Source organism: Streptomyces sp. NPDC088400, assembly GCF_044753355.1.
Lineage (GTDB): Bacteria > Actinomycetota > Actinomycetes > Streptomycetales > Streptomycetaceae > Streptomyces.
Map to the genome: position 1 here is coordinate 656,586 of NZ_JBIVMZ010000002.1, position 17,410 is coordinate 673,995.

Below are 17,410 nucleotides of genomic sequence, written 5' to 3' on the forward strand. Positions count from 1 at the left end.
GCTTCCCTTTCAGGCCCGACTCAGGCCCGACACAGACTTCAGCAGGCCGCGACCGTGGAGAGCGAAATGACTACATCCTCCGAAGAACTCGTCGAAGCCCTGCGGGAGTCCCTCAAGGAGAACGACCGGCTCTGGCAGCGCTACCAGGACCTGGTCACCGCGTCCCGAGAGCCGATCGCGATCGTGGGCATGGGCTGCCGCTTCCCGGGGGACGTCACCTCGCCGGAGACCCTGTGGGACCTGGTGTCCTCGGCGGGCGACGGCATCACTCCCTTCCCGGCCGACCGGGGCTGGGACCTCCAGACCCTCGGCGACTTCGCCGAGGTCGGCGGATTCCTGCACGAGGCACCGCAGTTCGACGCCGAGCTGTTCGGGATCTCGCCGCGTGAGGCCCTCGCCATGGATCCGCAGCAGCGACTGCTGCTGGAGACGTCCTGGGAGGCGCTGGAGCGTGCCGGGATCGACCCGCTCTCGCTGCGCGGCTCGCGAACCGGTGTGTTCTCCGGCGTGTCGGGCAACGGTTACGGCGGCCAGCTGCACGAGGCGGCGGCCGAGACCGAGGGCTATCTGCTGACCGGAAGCATCCCGAGCGTCGCCTCGGGCCGGGTCGCCTACACCCTCGGCCTGGAGGGCCCGGCGGTGTCCATCGACACCGCGTGCTCATCCGCCCTCGTGGCGCTGCACCTCGCCTGCCAGGCACTGCGCGCGGGAGAGTGCGGCATGGCCCTCGCGGGCGGTGCCACGGTCATGTCCAACCCCGGCATGTTCCTGGAGTTCGCCCGGCAGGGCGGGCTGGCCGGGGACGGGCGGTGCAAGTCCTTCGCGGAGGACGCGGACGGTACGGGCTGGGCCGAGGGCGCCGGAGTCCTCGTCCTGGAACGGCTGTCCGACGCACAGCGCCTCGGACACGACGTCCTCGCCGTCGTACGCGGCAGCGCCGTCAACCAGGACGGCGCGTCCAACGGCCTCAGCGCCCCCAACGGCCCCTCCCAGCAGCGTGTGATCCGGCAGGCCCTGGAAGCCGCGAACATCTCGGCGGCCGAGGTCGACGCCGTCGAGGCACACGGCACCGGCACCCGGCTCGGCGACCCGATCGAGGCCCAGGCCCTGATGGCCACGTACGGCCAGGGGCGCGACGGCGATCCGCTGTGGCTCGGCTCGGTCAAGTCGAACATCGGTCACGCGCAGTGCGCCGCCGGTGTGGCCAGCATGATCAAGATGGTGATGGCGCTGCGCGCACAGCAGCTGCCACGCACGCTGCACGCCGACGAGCCCTCCTCCCACGTCGACTGGAGCGCCGGCGCCGTACGGCTGCTCACCGAAGAACGCGCCTGGCCGCAGGGGGAAAACGCGCGTCGTGCGGGTGTCTCGGCGTTCGGCATCAGCGGCACCAACGCCCACGTGATCGTGGAGGAAGCCCCGGCTGTCGAGCCGATCGCCCCCGCCGAACGGCCTGTGGGGGAGCCGCCGGTGGTGCCGTGGGTGTTGTCGGGTCGGAGTGCTGGGGCGGTGCGGGCGCAGGCTGGTCGTCTGGCGGAGTTTGTTGCTGGGAGGGACCAGCTCTCCGGTGGTGATGTTGGTTTTTCGTTGGTGACGTCGCGTGCGCTGCTTGATCATCGTGCGGTGGTGCTGGGTGGGGATTCGGCGGCGTTGCGTGCGGGTGTCGCGGCGGTGGCTGAGGGTGATGGCTCCGTGGTCTCCGGTGTGGTCGCGGAGGGCCGTACAGGCTGGATGTTCACGGGGCAGGGCAGCCAGCGGCTGGGTATGGGCCGTGAGTTGTATGAGAGCTATCCGGTGTTCGCGCGGGTGGTGGATGAGGTCTGCGGTTTCCTGGACGCCGAGTTGGTGGGTCGGCCGGGCTTCGGGGTTTCTGTCCGTGAGGTGTTGTTCGCTGCGGAGGGTTCGGACGCGGCGGCGCTGCTCGATCAGACCGGGTATGCGCAGTCTGCGTTGTTCGCGGTCCAGGTCGCGTTGGTGGAGCTTCTCCGCTCCTGGGGCACTAGCCCCGATGTGGTGCTGGGTCATTCGATCGGTGAGTATGCGGCTGCGTATGCGGCGGGTGTGTTTGATCTGGCTGATGGTGCGCGGTTGGTGGCGGGTCGTGCGCGGTTGATGCAGGCGCTGCCCGAGGGTGGTGCGATGGCGGCGATCGAGGCGTCCGAGGCCGAGGTCGCGGAGATCCTGGGTGGGCTGTCGGACGGTGCGCGGATCGCGGTCGCTGCGGTCAACGGGCCGACGGCTGTGGTGGTTTCGGGTGACGAGGACGCCGTCGAGCGGGTCATGTCGGTGGCGCGTGAGCAGGACCGTCGCGTGTCCCGGCTGCGGGTGAGCCACGCGTTCCATTCGCCGTTGATGGAGCCGATGCTCGCGGAGTTCGGCGAGATCGCCGCGACCGTCGACTACCAGCGGCCGACGCTGGCAGCCGTCAGCACCGTCACCGGCGCGACACTCGCCGAAGGCGACTGGTCCACGCCCGACTACTGGGTGGAGCAGATACGTAAGCCCGTCCGCTTCCACGAAGCACTGCGCACCACGACCGGGCAGCAGGCCGTGAGCCGGCTGCTGGAGGTCGGCCCCGACCCCGTGCTGACCGGCCTCGCGCAGAGTGGCACGGACGCGACTGCCGTGTCGGTGCTGCGCAAGGGCCGCGCGGAGCCCGAGTCCGTACTGTCCGCTCTGGCCGAGGTGTTCGTACGCGGCGCGAAGCTGGACTGGGCGGCGGTGTTCGCGGGGACCGGTGCCGCGCGGGTCGATCTGCCGACGTACGCGTTCCAGCAACAGCGGTTCTGGCTGCGGCCAGGTCACTCCGTGACCGACGCCGGCGGCCTCGGGCTCGGGGCGGTCGGGCATCCGCTGCTGGGCGCCGCGCTGCGGCCGGCGGGCTCGGAAACGGTGCTCCTGACCTCGCGGCTGTCCGCGCAGACCCATCCCTGGCTGACCGACCATGTGGTGGCCGGATCCGTCATGGTGCCCGGCACGGTGTTCGTGGAACTCGCCGTACAGGCCGGCGACCAGGCGGGCTGCGACCGGGTGGCGGACCTGACCCTGCGGGCGCCGCTCATCCTGCCGGAGGACGGCACCGTCCACCTCCAGATCAGCGTCGAACCGGCCGAGGACGACGACCGGCTGCGCACGGCCCGAATCTACTCCCGCCCGCAGGACGCGCCGACCGACCAGCCGTGGACCCTGCACGCCACCGCCACCCTCACTGCCGCGAGGCAGGCCCCGGAGTGGGACCTCCGCGCCTGGCCCCCGGCGGACGCCGAGCCCGTACCGGCCGACGGCGCCGACGGGATCGAGGGCCTGTACGAGCGGCTGGCCCACGCGGGGCTCGCCTACGGACCGGCGTTCCGAGGCCTGACGGATGTGTGGCGGCGGGGCGAGGACCTGTTCGTGGAGGCGTCCCTGCCCGGGCAAATCGCCGAGGAGGGAGCCGAGTTCGGGCTCCACCCGGCCCTGCTCGACACGGTCCTGCACGCCCTCGGGCTGCCGGAGTCGGCTTCCGCTGGGGAGGACGCGTCGGCCGACAGCACGTCCGACGGTACGTCCGGGGGCGCGTCGCTGCCGTTCCTGTGGTCGGGCGTATCGCTCTTCGCCGTGGGCGCCTCCACCGTACGGGTGCGGCTCTCGCCGCGCGACGCGGGTGCAGGTACGGGCGCGGGTTCGGGGTCCGGCTCGGGCTCGGGTGAGATCACGCTGCGGATCGCGGACGGGGCCGGTGAACCGGTCGCCGAGGTGGATTCCCTGCTGCTGCGGCCCATGTCGTCCGTCGATCTTGTCGACGGCGCGGAGGGTTCTCCGGTCGCGGACAGCCTGTTCCGGCTGGACTGGACCGCCGTCGAGGTCGGCGACCGAGACGTCGAACCGGACGAGTCCGGCTCCTGGTGTGTGCTCGGCGACCCGGGGGAGTGGCAGGCCGCCGGGGTACCGGTGACCGGCTACGCGGACCTCGCCGCGCTGACCACGGCCCTCGACGCGGGCGATGTCGCCCCGCACACCGTCGTGCTGCCGCTGGCACACGGCACCGACGCCGGGGTCACCGACGTGGTGTCCGGCGTCCTGCGGACCGTACGGGCATGGCTGGCCGAACGGCGGCTCATGGACTCCCGGCTGGTGGTACTGACCTCCCGCGCCGTGCACACCGAGGCCACCGATCTGGCGGGCGCGGGCGTGTGGGGTCTGGTGCGCTCGGCGATCAGCGAGCACCCCGGCCGGTTCGTCCTGGCCGACTTCGACCGTGAGCCGTCCTCGTATCCCGCGCTGACGGCGACCCTCACCGACGGCGAACAGAGCGAGTTCGCCGTACGGCAGGGCACGGTGTGGCTGCCCCGGATGGCACGGATGCCCGCCACCGCGAACGGCACGGCCCCAACGACCGCCGCCGACGGTACGGTTCCGGCAGACATCGCCGTAGAGGACGCGCCCGGTGCCTGGAACGGGCAGGGCACCGTACTGATCACCGGTGGTACGAGCGGACTCGGCGCCGTCATGGCCCGGTACCTGGTCTCCAGGCACGGCGTACGGAACCTGCTGCTGCTCTCCCGCCGTGGCCCGCAGGCTCCGGGCGCGGACGAACTGCGACGCGAACTCACCGGCCTCGGCGCCCATGTCACCCTCGCGGCCTGCGACGCGGCCGACCGTGACGCGCTGGCCCAAGCGCTGGACACCATTCCCGAGGACGCGCCTCTGACCGGTGTCGTTCACGCCGCTGGTGTCCTCGGCGATGGCATGATCGCCGACCTGACGCCGGAGCGGCTCGCCCAGGTGCTCGCCGCCAAGGCCGAAGCCGCCATCCATCTGCACGAGTTGACGGCAGGCAACGACGACCTGACCGCGTTCGTCCTGTTCTCCTCCATCGCGGGCGTCATCGGCAACGCCGGACAGGCCGCGTACGCTGCCGCCAACACCGTGCTGGACGCGCTCGCGGTTTCGAGGCGGGCGCAGGGCCTGCCCGGAGTGTCGCTCGCGTGGGGCATGTGGGGGCACGCCGACGGCATGGGTGGCCGCCTCGGTGACCCGGACATCGCGCGCATGCGGCGCCAAGGCTTCCCGCCGCTGCCTACACAGGACGCGCTGGCGCTGTTCGACGTGGCGCTGCGGATCGACGAACCCCTCGCACTGCCCGTCGCCCTGCGGACCACCGCACTCGCCGCACGGCGCGACAGCCTGCCCGGCGTGCTGCACGGCCTCCTCCCCGTCACCCACCGGCGCCGGACGGCCGGACGGGGTGCCGATGTGAGCGGACTGGCCCGCCGCCTGCGGGGCCTGTCGGCAGCAGAGCGGGACCGGGTGCTGCTGGACGTCGTACAGACCGAAGTGGCCGCGGTACTGGGGCACGCCTCCGCGGGCGCGGTCGATCCCGGGCGGGCGTTCAAGGATCTCGGGTTCGACTCACTGACGGCGGTGGACCTGCGGAACCGGCTGGGCGGCGCGACCGCGCTCACCCTGCCCGCGACGCTGGTCTTCGACCACCCCAGCCCCACCGCACTCGCCGCTTTCCTCCGCGAAGAGTTGCTGGGCGAGACGACGGCGGACCAGGATCTTGTGCGGAGGCCGTCCAGGTCGTCGGACGCCGACGAGCCCATCGCGATCGTCGGTATGGGCTGCCGCTACCCCGGTGGTGTGACGTCCCCCGAGGCACTGTGGAACCTGGTCGACAGCGCCGGTGACGGGATCACGGCCTTCCCGACCAACCGTGGCTGGGACGTCTCCTCGCTCTTCGACGCGGACGCGGACGCGAACCGTGCGGGTACGTCGTACGTGCGTGAGGGTGGATTTCTGCATGACGCGGCGGAGTTCGACGCGGAGCTGTTCGGGATCTCGCCGCGTGAGGCGCTCGCGATGGATCCGCAGCAGCGGCTGCTGCTGGAGACGTCCTGGGAGGCGCTGGAGCGGGCGGGCATCGACCCGCTGTCCCTGCGCGGCTCGGCCACCGGTGTGTTCGCCGGGCTGATGTACCACGACTACGCGTCACGTTTGCAGACCGTGCCCCAGGACGTCGAGGGCTTCGTCGCCAACGGCAACGCGGGCAGTGTCTTCTCCGGCCGGATCTCGTACGTGTTCGGGTTCGAGGGGCCGGCGGTGACGGTGGACACGGCGTGTTCGTCGTCGCTGGTCTCGCTGCACTGGGCCGTCCAGGCCCTGCGGTCCGGCGAATGCGACACAGCTCTGGCCGGAGGTGTCACCGTCATGGCGACACCCTCGACATTCGTCGAGTTCTCGCGTCAGCGGGGTCTGGCGGCGGACGGTCGGTGCAAGTCGTTCGCGGACGGGGCGGATGGTACGGGCTGGTCCGAGGGTGCCGGTGTGCTGGTGCTGGAGCGGTTGTCGGATGCGCGGCGGCTGGGGCACAACGTGCTTGCGGTGGTGCGTGGTTCGGCGGTGAACCAGGACGGTGCGTCGAACGGACTGACGGCGCCGAACGGTCCGTCGCAGCAGCGCGTGATCCGGCAGGCACTCGCCGCCGCACGGCTGTCGACCTCTGACGTGGACGTCGTGGAGGCGCACGGTACGGGTACGAAGCTGGGTGACCCGATCGAGGCGCAGGCACTGCTCGCCACTTACGGTCAGGACCGCAGTGACGACGATCCGTTGTGGCTGGGTTCGGTGAAGTCGAACATCGGTCATACCCAGGCGGCGGCGGGTGTTGCCGGGTTGATCAAGATGGTGCTGGCGCTGGGTGCTGAGCGGTTGCCTCGGACGCTGCACGTGGATGAGCCGTCGGGTCAGGTGGACTGGTCGGCGGGCGCCGTGCGGCTGTTGCGGGAGTCGCGTGCGTGGTCGAAGGGGGAGCGTCCGCGTCGTGCGGGTGTCTCGTCGTTCGGCATCAGCGGCACCAACGCCCACGTCATCATCGAAGAAGCTCCTTCCGCTCCTGCTGTGGCGAAGGAATCCCCCTCGGCTGAACTGCCGTCGGTCCCCTGGGTGCTCTCGGCGCGCAGCGCCCAGGCACTCCGGTCCCAGGCGGGACGCCTGGCCGAATTCGCCGGTGAGCAGGGGCAGGGCCACTCCGGTGCCGATGTCGGGTTGTCGCTGGCGACGACGCGTGCGCTGCTCGACCACCGCGCGGTGGTGCTGGGTGGAGACTTTGCTGGGTTGCGTGCGGGTGTCGCGGCGCTGGCCGGCGGTGATACGTCAGCGGTGGTGGCGGGGTCGGTGACGGAGGGCCGTACGGCCTGGATGTTCACGGGGCAGGGCAGCCAGCGGCTGGGTATGGGCCGCGAACTGTACGAGACCTTCCCGGCGTTCGCTCGGTCGTTTGACGAGGTCTGTGGGCTGCTGGACGCCGAGTTGGACGGTGTGGCGGGCTTCGGGGTTCCGGTGCGCGAGGTGTTGTTCGCGGCGGAGGGCTCGGACGCGGCGGCGCTGCTGGACCGGACCGGTTATGCGCAGTCGTTGTTGTTCGCTGTGCAGGTGGCGTTGGTGGAGTTGCTGCGGTCGTGGGGCACGGCTCCGGACGTGGTGATGGGTCATTCGGTCGGTGAGTTCGCGGCGGCGTATGCGGCGGGTGTGTTTGATCTGGCTGATGGTGCGCGGTTGGTGGCGGGTCGTGCGCGGTTGATGCAGGCGCTGCCCGAGGGTGGTGCGATGGCGGCGATCGAGACGTCCGAGGACGAGGTCGCTGACATCCTGGGTGGATTGTCGGACGGTGCGCGGATCGCGGTGGCGGCGGTCAACGGGCCTACGGCGGTGGTCGTTTCGGGTGATGAGGACGCGGTTGAGCGGGCCATGGCGGTGGCCCGTACCGACGGTCGTCGCGTGTCCCGGCTGCGGGTGAGCCATGCGTTCCATTCGCCGTTGATGGAGCCGATGCTCGCGGAGTTCGAGCAGGTGGCTGAAGCTGTCGACTACCGGCAGCCGATTCTGCCGGCCGTCAGTACGGTGACCGGCGAACTGGTGGCGGAGGAGGGCTGGGCGAGCCCGGAGTACTGGGTGCGTCAGGTCCGCGAGCCGGTCCGTTTCCATGACGCGCTTGAGACCGCCACCAGTGCGCGTGGCGTGTCGCGGCTGCTGGAGATCGGTCCGGACCCGGTGCTGGCCGCGTTGGCTCAGTCCGCCTCGGAGGACGTGACGGCAGCGGCTGTTCTGCGTAAGGGGCGGTCCGAGGCGGAGGCGGTTCTGTCGGCGGTCGCGGAGATGTTCGTACGTGGTGCGGAGGTGGACTGGGCGGCGGTGTTCGCGGGAGCGGGTGCCGTGCGGGTGGATCTGCCGACGTATGCCTTCCAGCACCAGAGGTACTGGCTGGACGCTCCGCGCCTGGCCACGGATGCCCGTGGTCTGGGGCTGGGCGTCACTGAACACCCCCTGCTGGGTGCGGCGGTGACGGTCGCGGGTTCGGGCGCGGTGTTGTTGACGTCGCGGTTGTCGGTGGGGTCGCATCCGTGGCTGGGCGATCATGTGGTGGCGGGTTCGGTGCTGGTGCCGGGCACGGTGTTTGTGGAGTTGGCGGTGCAGGCGGGTGACCGGGTCGGTTGTGACCGGGTCGAGGAGTTGACGCTTCAGGCGCCGTTGGTGCTGCCGGAGCAGGGCGCGGTGCAGGTCCAGATAGGCATCGACACGGCCGAAGAGGCGAGTGACGAGCGGCGTGCGGTACGGATCTACTCGCGCCAGGAGGACACCGACGCCGAGGAATCGTGGACTCTGCACGCCACCGGGATCTTGACCTCCGGTGCGGTTGCCGCTGACTGGGATCTGCGGGCGTGGCCGCCTGTGGGCGCGGAGTCGGTGGCGCTGGACGGTCTGTATGAGCGGTTGTCGGGTGCAGGTCTGTCGTATGGGCCGGCGTTCCGTGGTCTGCGTGAGGTGTGGCGGCAGGGCGAGGACTATTACGTCGAGGCTGCCCTGCCGGAGTCGTTGTCCGGTGACGCGGCCGGTTTTGGTCTGCATCCGGCGCTGCTGGACTCCGTACTGCATGCGCTGGGACTTGGCGATTCGGGCGATGGGGGAGCGTCTCTGCCGTTCCTGTGGTCGGGTGTGTCGCTGTCGGCGGTAGGCGCGGCTGCGGTACGGGTGTGTGTCTCCGTTCAGGGATCCGGAGAGGTGTCTCTCCGTGTTGCTGATGGTGTGGGTGTGCCGGTGGCTGAGGTGGAGTCGTTGGTGCTGCGGTCGGTGTCGACGGCGGACCTGGCTGCGGCGAATTCTCCGACCCGGGACAGTCTTTTTCGTCTCGACTGGGTTCCCGCACCGGAGTCCCGTGAGCGCGTGGAGCCAGGTGTGTGGGCGGTGCTCGGCGAGAGCGTCCCGGATCTGGGTGTCCCGGCGACGGATTACGCCGATCTGGCCGCGTTGACCGCTGCTCTTGACGCGGGTGCTGACGTGCCGGACACGGTTCTGCTTCCTCTGGATGCCGCCGAGGGGGAGGTGGTTGAGGTGGTGTCTGGTGTGTTGGCTGTGGTGCGGGGCTGGTTGGCTGAGCCGCGTTTTTCCGGTTCTCGGCTGGTGGTGGTGACGTCCGGCGCGGTGGATGTGGTCTCCGAGGGGGCTACTTCGGGTGTGTTGGATCTTGGTGGTGCGGGTGTGTGGGGGTTGGTGCGTTCGGCTTTGAGTGAGAGTCCTGGCCGGTTCGTTCTCGCTGACGTGGATGCCGGGCGGGAGTCCTGGCGGGTGTTGGCCGGGTGTCTGTCCGGTGGCGTGGGTGAGGGGCAGTTCGCTGTTCGTGGTGGTGGGGTGTGGTTGCCGCGGATGGTGCGGATGGGTTCGGGTGGGGTGTTGGTGCCTCCGGTGGGTGTGGGTTCGGCCTGGCGGATGGATGTGGTGGGCAAGGGGCGGCTGGACGGCGTCGCCCTGGTGCCTGAGGAGCCCCGGCGGTTGGGTCCTGGTCAGGTACGGGTTGGTGTGCGGGCGGCTGGGGTCAATTTCCGTGATGTGCTGAGTGTGCTGGGGATGTATCCGGGTGATGCCGGGCGCTTGGGGCATGAGGGTGCGGGTGTGATCGTGGAGGTCGGCCCGGGGGTTGCTGGCTGGTCTGTGGGTGACCGGGTGATGGGTCTGCTGGATGGTGGGTTCGGTCCGGCGGCGGTGGCGGATGCGCGGATGCTGGCGCGTGTTCCGGAGGGTTGGTCGTTCGAGCAGGCGGCGTCGGTGCCGATCGTGTTCCTGACGGCGTACTACTCGCTGGTTGACCTGGCCGGCCTGGACGGGGGTGAGTCGGTCCTCATCCACGCGGCTGCCGGTGGTGTGGGGATGGCGGCCGTGCAGCTCGCTCAGCATCTGGGTGCGGAGGTGTTCGCGACGGCGAGCCAGGCCAAGTGGCCGACCGTGCGCGAACTTGGTATCGGCGCTGAGCGTATTGCCTCCTCCCGGACCACGGAGTTCGAGGAGATCTTCTCGCGGGTCACGGACGGGGCCGGGGTCGATGTCGTACTGGACTGTCTGGCGGGCGAGTTCGTCGATGCGTCGTTGCGGCTGGTGAAGCCGGGTGGCCGGTTCGTGGAGATGGGCAAGACCGACATCCGTGATGCGGATGAGGTGGCCGCCGATTACGCGGGTGTGGTTTACCGGGCGTTCGATGTGATGGATGCGGGTCCGGAGCGTATCGGTGAGATGCTGGCGGCGTTGCTGGAGCTGTTCGAGGGCGGTGTGCTGCGTCCGGTTCCGGTGACGGCGTGGGATCTTGCGCGGGCGCCGGAGGCGTTGCGGTTCCTGGGTCAGGCCAAGCATGTCGGGAAGGTCGTACTCACTGTTCCGGGGCCGTGGCGTGAGGCCGGTACGGTGCTGGTCACGGGTGGTACGGGTGGTCTGGGTGCGGTCGTGGCCCGTCATCTGGTCACCGAACACGGAATACGGGACCTGCTGCTGCTCTCCCGCCGTGGCCCAGGAGCGCCCGGCGCGGGCGACCTCGAACGAGAGCTGACCGATCTGGGGGCGCGGGTCACGATCGCCGCCTGTGACGTCAGCGACCGTACGGCCCTGGCGGGTGTCCTCGATACGATTCCGGATGATGTGCCGTTGTCTGGTGTGGTGCATACGGCCGGTGTCCTGGACGACGGTCTGATCGCGGATCTGACGCCGGAGCGGTTGGCGCGGGTGCTGGCGGCGAAGACCGACTCGGCTCTGCACCTGCACGAACTCACCGCGTCTCACGGCCTCGACGCGTTCGTTCTCTTCTCGTCGTTCGCGGGTGTGGTGGGCAACGCGGGCCAGTCGGCTTATGCGGCTGCGAACTCGGTGTTGGACGCGCTTGCGGTGTCCCGTCGGGCGCAGGGGTTGCCGGGTGTGTCGCTGGCGTGGGGCATGTGGGAGAACTCCGCCGGCATGGGCGGCACCCTCAACGAAACCGACCTCAACCGGATGGCACGCCAGGGCTTCCCGGCCCTGGAGACCGATCACGGACTGAACCTGCTGGACACCGCCCTGCGGATCAACGAACCGCTGGCTGTGCCGGTCGCCCTGCTGCCCCCCGCGCTGGCCGCGCAGCGCGAGAGCCTGCCGGCCGTGCTGCACGGTTTGGTGCCCCTCGCCGCCCAACAGCGTCGTACGGCTGGGCAGGCCGCTGCCGAAACCGGTGGCGCGCTGGCCCGCCGACTGCGAGGCCTGTCCGACGCCGAGCAGATCCGGCTGCTGCTCGACCTCGTACAGAATCAGGTCGCGACAGTGCTGGGACACACCTCGGCGGCGGCGATCGACCCGGTCCGTGCCTTCCGGGACCTCGGCTTCGACTCGCTCACTGCGGTCGACCTGCGTAACCGCCTGAACACGGCCACGGCCCTGCACCTGCCCGCGACGCTCATCTTCGACCATCCGACACCGTCCGCCCTCGCGGGCCATCTGCGTGAACAGGTACTCGGCGCGGCGGTCGTCCCGGCCGGAACACCGGCTCCATCGGTCCCGGCTCCCATCGGTGGCACCGATGAGCCGATTGTGATCGTGGGCATGGGCTGCCGCTTCCCGGGGGACGTCACCTCGCCGGAGACTCTGTGGGACCTGGTGGCCTCGGGACGGGACGGCATCACACCCTTCCCCGCCGACCGTGGCTGGGACGAGCAGGCACTGCGCGACATCGTCGCCGTCGGCGGATTCGTACCGGACGCAGGGGACTTCGACGCTGAACTGTTCGGGATCTCGCCGCGTGAGGCGCTCGTGATGGATCCGCAGCAGCGGCTGCTGCTGGAAACGGCGTGGGAGGCTGTCGAGCGAGCGGGCATCGACCCGCGATCACTGCGCGGCTCGTCCACCGGCGTGTTCGCGGGCGTGTCCGGCAACGGCTACGGCGGGCAGCTGCACGAGGCGGGCGCCGAGACCGAGGGCTACCTGCTGACCGGCGTCACTCCGAGCGTCGCGTCGGGCCGACTGTCCTACGCCCTCGGCCTGGAGGGCCCGGCGGTGTCGGTGGACACGGCCTGCTCGTCCGCGCTGGTCGCCCTGCACCTCGCGTGCCAGGCGCTGCGTATGGGGGAGTGCGACATGGCGCTCGCCGGTGGTGCGACGATCATGGCGAACCCGGGCATGTTCCTGGAGTTCGCCCGGCAGGGCGGGCTGTCCGGTGACGGCCGGTGCAAGTCCTTCGCGGAGGACGCGGACGGTACGGGCTGGGCCGAGGGTGCCGGAGTCCTGGTGGTCGAACGTCTCTCGGACGCCCGGCGGTTGGGGCACAACGTGCTGGCGGTCGTACGGGGCAGTGCGGTCAATCAGGACGGTGCGTCGAATGGTCTGACGGCGCCGAACGGTCCGTCGCAGCAGCGCGTGATCCGGCAGGCGCTGGCCTCCGCGCGGCTGTCGGCGTCCGACGTGGACGCGGTGGAGGCGCACGGTACGGGTACGAAGCTGGGTGACCCGATCGAGGCGCAGGCTCTCCTCGCCACCTACGGTCAGGCTCGTACCGACGACGATCCGCTGTGGCTGGGATCGATCAAGTCGAACATCGGCCATCCACAGGCGGCGGCGGGTGTCGCCGGGCTGATCAAGATGGTGATGGCGCTGAGTGAGCAGCGACTGCCCAAGACCCTTTATGCCGAAGAGCGTTCGTCGCATGTGGACTGGGCGACCGGTGCGGTCGAGTTGCTGACCGAGGCCCGGGAGTGGCCGCGTGGTGAGCGTGTCCGTCGTGCGGGTGTCTCGTCGTTCGGGATCAGTGGCACGAATGCGCACGTGATCATCGAGGAGGCTCCCGAGACCGTCCCGGCCGTGGCCGAGGACCGGCCCACGACCGAGCTGCCGACCGTGCCGTGGGTCCTGTCGGGACGCAGTACACAGGCGCTGGAGGCCCAGGCACTCCGCCTGGCGGACTTCGTCGGGGAGCGGGATGCCGATGCGTTGGATGTGGGTCTGTCGTTGGTGACGACTCGTGCGGCGTTGGAGCGGCGTGCGGTGGTGCTCGGTGGTGACCGGGATGCTCTGCGGGCGGGTCTTGCGGACCTGGGTGGTGTGTCGGTGGTGTCGGGCACGGTGGCCGAGGGTCGTACGGCGTGGATGTTCACGGGGCAGGGCAGTCAGCGGCTGGGGATGGGGCGTGAACTCCACGCCGCGTTCCCGGTGTTCGCCCAGGCTCTGGACGAGGTCTGTGGTCTGTTGGACGCCGAGTTGAGTGGTGTGGCGGGCTTCGGGGTTCCGGTGCGGGAGGTGTTGTTCGCGGCGGAGGGTTCCGATGCTGCGGCGCTGCTGGACCGGACCGGTTATGCGCAGTCGTTGTTGTTCGCCGTGCAGGTGGCGTTGGTGGAGCTGCTGCGGTCGTGGGGTACGAGCCCGGATGTGGTCTTCGGTCATTCGATCGGTGAGTTCGCTGCCGCGTATGCGGCGGGTGTGTTCGATGTGGCCGACGGTGCGCGGTTGGTGGCGGGTCGTGCGCGGTTGATGCAGGCGCTGCCCGAGGGTGGTGCGATGGCGGCGATCGAGGCCTCCGAGGCCGAGGTCATGGAGATACTGGCCGGGCTGTCGGGCGATACACGGATTGTGGTCGCTGCGGTGAACGGGCCCACGGCGGTCGTCGTTTCCGGTGACGAGGACGCGGTCGAACAGGCCATGTCAGTGGCGCGTGAGCAGGAGCGTCGCGTGTCCCGGCTGCGGGTGAGTCACGCGTTCCATTCGCCGTTGATGGAGCCGATGCTGGCGGAGTTCGGCGAGATCGCCGCGACGGTCGACTACCGGGAGCCGACGCTCCCGGCCGTCAGTACCGTCTCCGGACAGGCGCTTGCCGACGGTGACTGGACGACCGCCGCCTACTGGACCGAGCAGATCCGCCGGCCGGTTCGATTCCAGGACGCCGTGACATCCGCCGTTGGCACGCAGGGCGTCACCCGGCTGCTGGAGGTCGGTCCCGACCCCGTGCTCACCAGTCTCACGTCGGCCGCCGTCGATGTTCCCGCCATCGCTGTGCTGCGGAAGGGCCGGGCCGAGGCCGAGACCTTGATGATCGGGGTGGCGGAGTTGTACGTACGCGGTACGGACGTGAATTGGTCGTCCGTATTCGCCGGGACCGGTGCCCGCCGGGTGGCTCTGCCGACGTACGCCTTCCAGCGGCAGCGGTTCTGGCTGCGTCCTGGCCGGTCGGTGAGTGATCTCGGTGGCCTGGGGCTGGGCGCTGCCGGTCATCCGCTGTTGGGTGCGGCGGTGTCGGTTGCGGGTTCGGATGCGGTGCTGCTGACGTCGCGGTTGTCGGTGGGTTCGCATCCGTGGTTGGGCGATCATGTGGTGGCCGGTTCGGTGCTGGTCCCAGGGACCGCCCTGGTCGAGTTGGCGGTGCAGGCAAGCGACCGGGTCGGTTGTGGCCGGGTGGAGGATCTGACGCTCCTGGCGCCGTTGGTCCTTCCGCGCGGCGGCGCGGTCAGTGTGCAGGTCAGTGTCGATGAGCCGGAGCCCGATACGGACGGGCGGCGTGCGCTGCGGGTCTACTCCCGTACACAGGATGCCGACATCGACACCGGTCGGCCGTGGACACTGCACGCCACCGGAACTCTCGTACCGGCACAGCCCGTTGCCCCCGACTGGGATCTGTCCGTCTGGCCGCCCGTCGGTGCCGAAGCCCTTCCGCTGGACGGTCTGTACGAGCGGCTGACCGAGGCCGGACTGTCCTACGGCCCCGCGTTCCAGGGCCTGCGTGAGGTCTGGGCGAACGGCGACGACATATTCGTAGAGGCGGTTCTGCCCGAGGAGATCGCCGAGGACTCCTCCGCGTACGGTCTGCACCCCGCGCTGCTGGACACCGTCCTGCACGCGTTGGCGCTCCAGGACCAGTCGGCCGAGGGCGCGATGCTGCCGTTCCTCTGGTCGGGTGTGTCGCTGTCCGCCGTCGGCGCGGGGGCCGTACGCGTACGGCTGTCGAGGCGCGGCACGGGCGAATTCGCGCTACGGGTGGCCGATGCGGGCGGTGACCCGGTGGCCGAGATCGACTCCCTTGTGCTGCGGCCGGTTTCCGCCGCCGACCTGACGGCCGACCTGGCCGCCGCCCGAGCCACGGCCGACAGCCTCTTCCGTCTGGAGTGGACCCCCGCGCCCACCCCGGCCGAATCGGGTGAACACGGCTCGGCCGAACACGGCTCGGGCGAACGCGGCGACTGGGCCGTCCTCGGGACTGGTCCGCAGGGCGGCGACGCGTTGACCGCGTGGACCGAAGCGGGTGTCTCCGTGACCGGTTACTCCGATCTGACCGCTTTGGTCTCCGCTCTGGACGACGGGGTGGTGGTTCCGGCCACGGTGGTGTTGCCGATGGCCGCGAAATCTGGGGATCTCCTTGGTGCGGTTACTGATGTGCTGGGCGTCATGCGAGCGTGGCTGGCCGAAAAGCGCCTGACGGGTTCGCGCCTGCTGGTGTCGACCACGGGCGCGACCGCCGTCAGCCCTGCCGACGACGCCCGCGAACTGAACCTGGCGGGTGCCGGGGTCTGGGGCCTGGTGCGATCCGCGATCAACGAGCACCCCGGCCGCTTCGCGCTCGCCGACCTGGACGACGCGCCGGACTCCTACCGTGCGCTCGCGTCCTATCCGGCGGCTGTGTCCACGGACCCGGCCGTGTCGCGGCAGTCGGGGGAAAGCCAGCTCGCGGTGCGCGAGGGACGGGCCTTCGTACCCCGCATCGCGCGGATGGCCTCCGAAGCGGACGACGACGCTCCGACGACACGCTGGGACAAGGGCACGGTCCTGATCACCGGCGGGACCGGTGGCCTGGGCGCCGTCATCGCCCGGCACCTGGTCACCACGCACGGAGCACGGAGCCTGCTGCTGCTCTCCCGCCGGGGCCCCGAGGCCCCCGACGCCGGGCGACTCCACCAGGAACTCACCGACCTCGGCGCCCAGGTGCGGATCACCGCCTGCGACGTCAGTGACGAGCGGGCGCTCGCCGAAGCGCTCGACACGATCCCCGAAGACGCACCGCTGGCCGGAGTGGTGCACGCCGCGGGCGTACTCGACGACGGCATGATCACCGGCCTCACTCCGGAGCGCCTGGCCGATGTGCTGTCGGCGAAGGCGGAGTCGGCGCTGCGGCTGCACGACCTCACGGCCAAGGCCGACCTGGAGGCGTTCGTACTCTTCTCCTCGATCGCCGGTGTGGTCGGCAACCCCGGTCAGTCCGCCTACGCGGCGAGCAACACCGTGCTCGACGCGCTGGCGACGGCCCGCCGCGCCCAGGGGCTCCCCGCCGTATCTCTCGCCTGGGGCATGTGGGAGCACGCCGACGGCATGGGCGGCCGCCTCGGCGACACGGACATCGCCCGCCTCCGCGGGCAGGGATTCGCGCCGCTGGCCACCGAGCACGCGCTCGCGCTGTTCGACACGGCCGTACGCTCCGACGAGCCGGTCGCGCTGCCCGTGTCGGTCAACACCTCGGCACTGGCAGCGCGTCGGGACAGCCTGCCCGGCGTGCTGCACGGCCTCGTACCGCCCGCCGTACGGCAGCGGCGTGCCGGGAGCCGGGACGGCGCGGGCAGCCCTGACGCGCTCGCCCGCCGTCTGCGGGGCCGGACCACGGCCGAGCAGGACCGGGTGCTGCTGGACCTGGTCCAGTCGCAGGTGGCTGCGGTGCTGGGGCACGGTTCGGCGGGTGCGGTCGATCCGGGGCGGGCGTTCAAGGACCTCGGGTTCGACTCGCTGACGGCGGTGGACCTGCGGAACCGGCTGGGCGGCGCGACCGCGCTCACCCTGCCCGCCACCCTGATCTTCGACCACCCGACGATCATCGGCCTCGCCGGATATCTGCGCGACGAGTTCAACAGGGCTTCCGGCGACGGCGAAGCCGGCCTGGGTGACCTGGAGAAGCTCGAAGCCGCCGTGTTCGCCATGGCCCAGGACGACGCGCTGCGCCAGCAGATCCGGTCGCGGGTCAAGGCGATGGCGGCGCGGCTGGAAGAAAACTTGGGCGGTGGTGACGGTGCCGAGAACGACGACATCGACTCCGCTTCGCTCGATTCAATGTTCGACATCATCGATCGCGAACTCGAAGGATGAGGGAGCTCATGGCAGCACCCTCACGCGTGCCAAA

General features: G+C 70.4%; 1 protein-coding gene. It reads left to right on the forward strand.

Annotated features, from left to right (window positions below):
• The first annotated feature begins 66 nt into the window (after positions 1-66).
• Positions 67-17,376: an SDR family NAD(P)-dependent oxidoreductase gene (locus ACIQD6_RS07280; RefSeq protein WP_401879159.1), complete on the forward strand. Its 17,310-nt coding sequence runs from the start codon at positions 67-69 to the stop codon at positions 17,374-17,376.
• The last annotated feature ends 34 nt before the right edge of the window (positions 17,377-17,410 follow it).

Excerpts from the sequence above, each read along its gene's own strand:
- ACIQD6_RS07280 (WP_401879159.1), top strand. The coding sequence starts at position 67 with ATGACTACATCCTCCGAAGAACTCGTCGAAGCCCTGCGGGAGTCCCTC.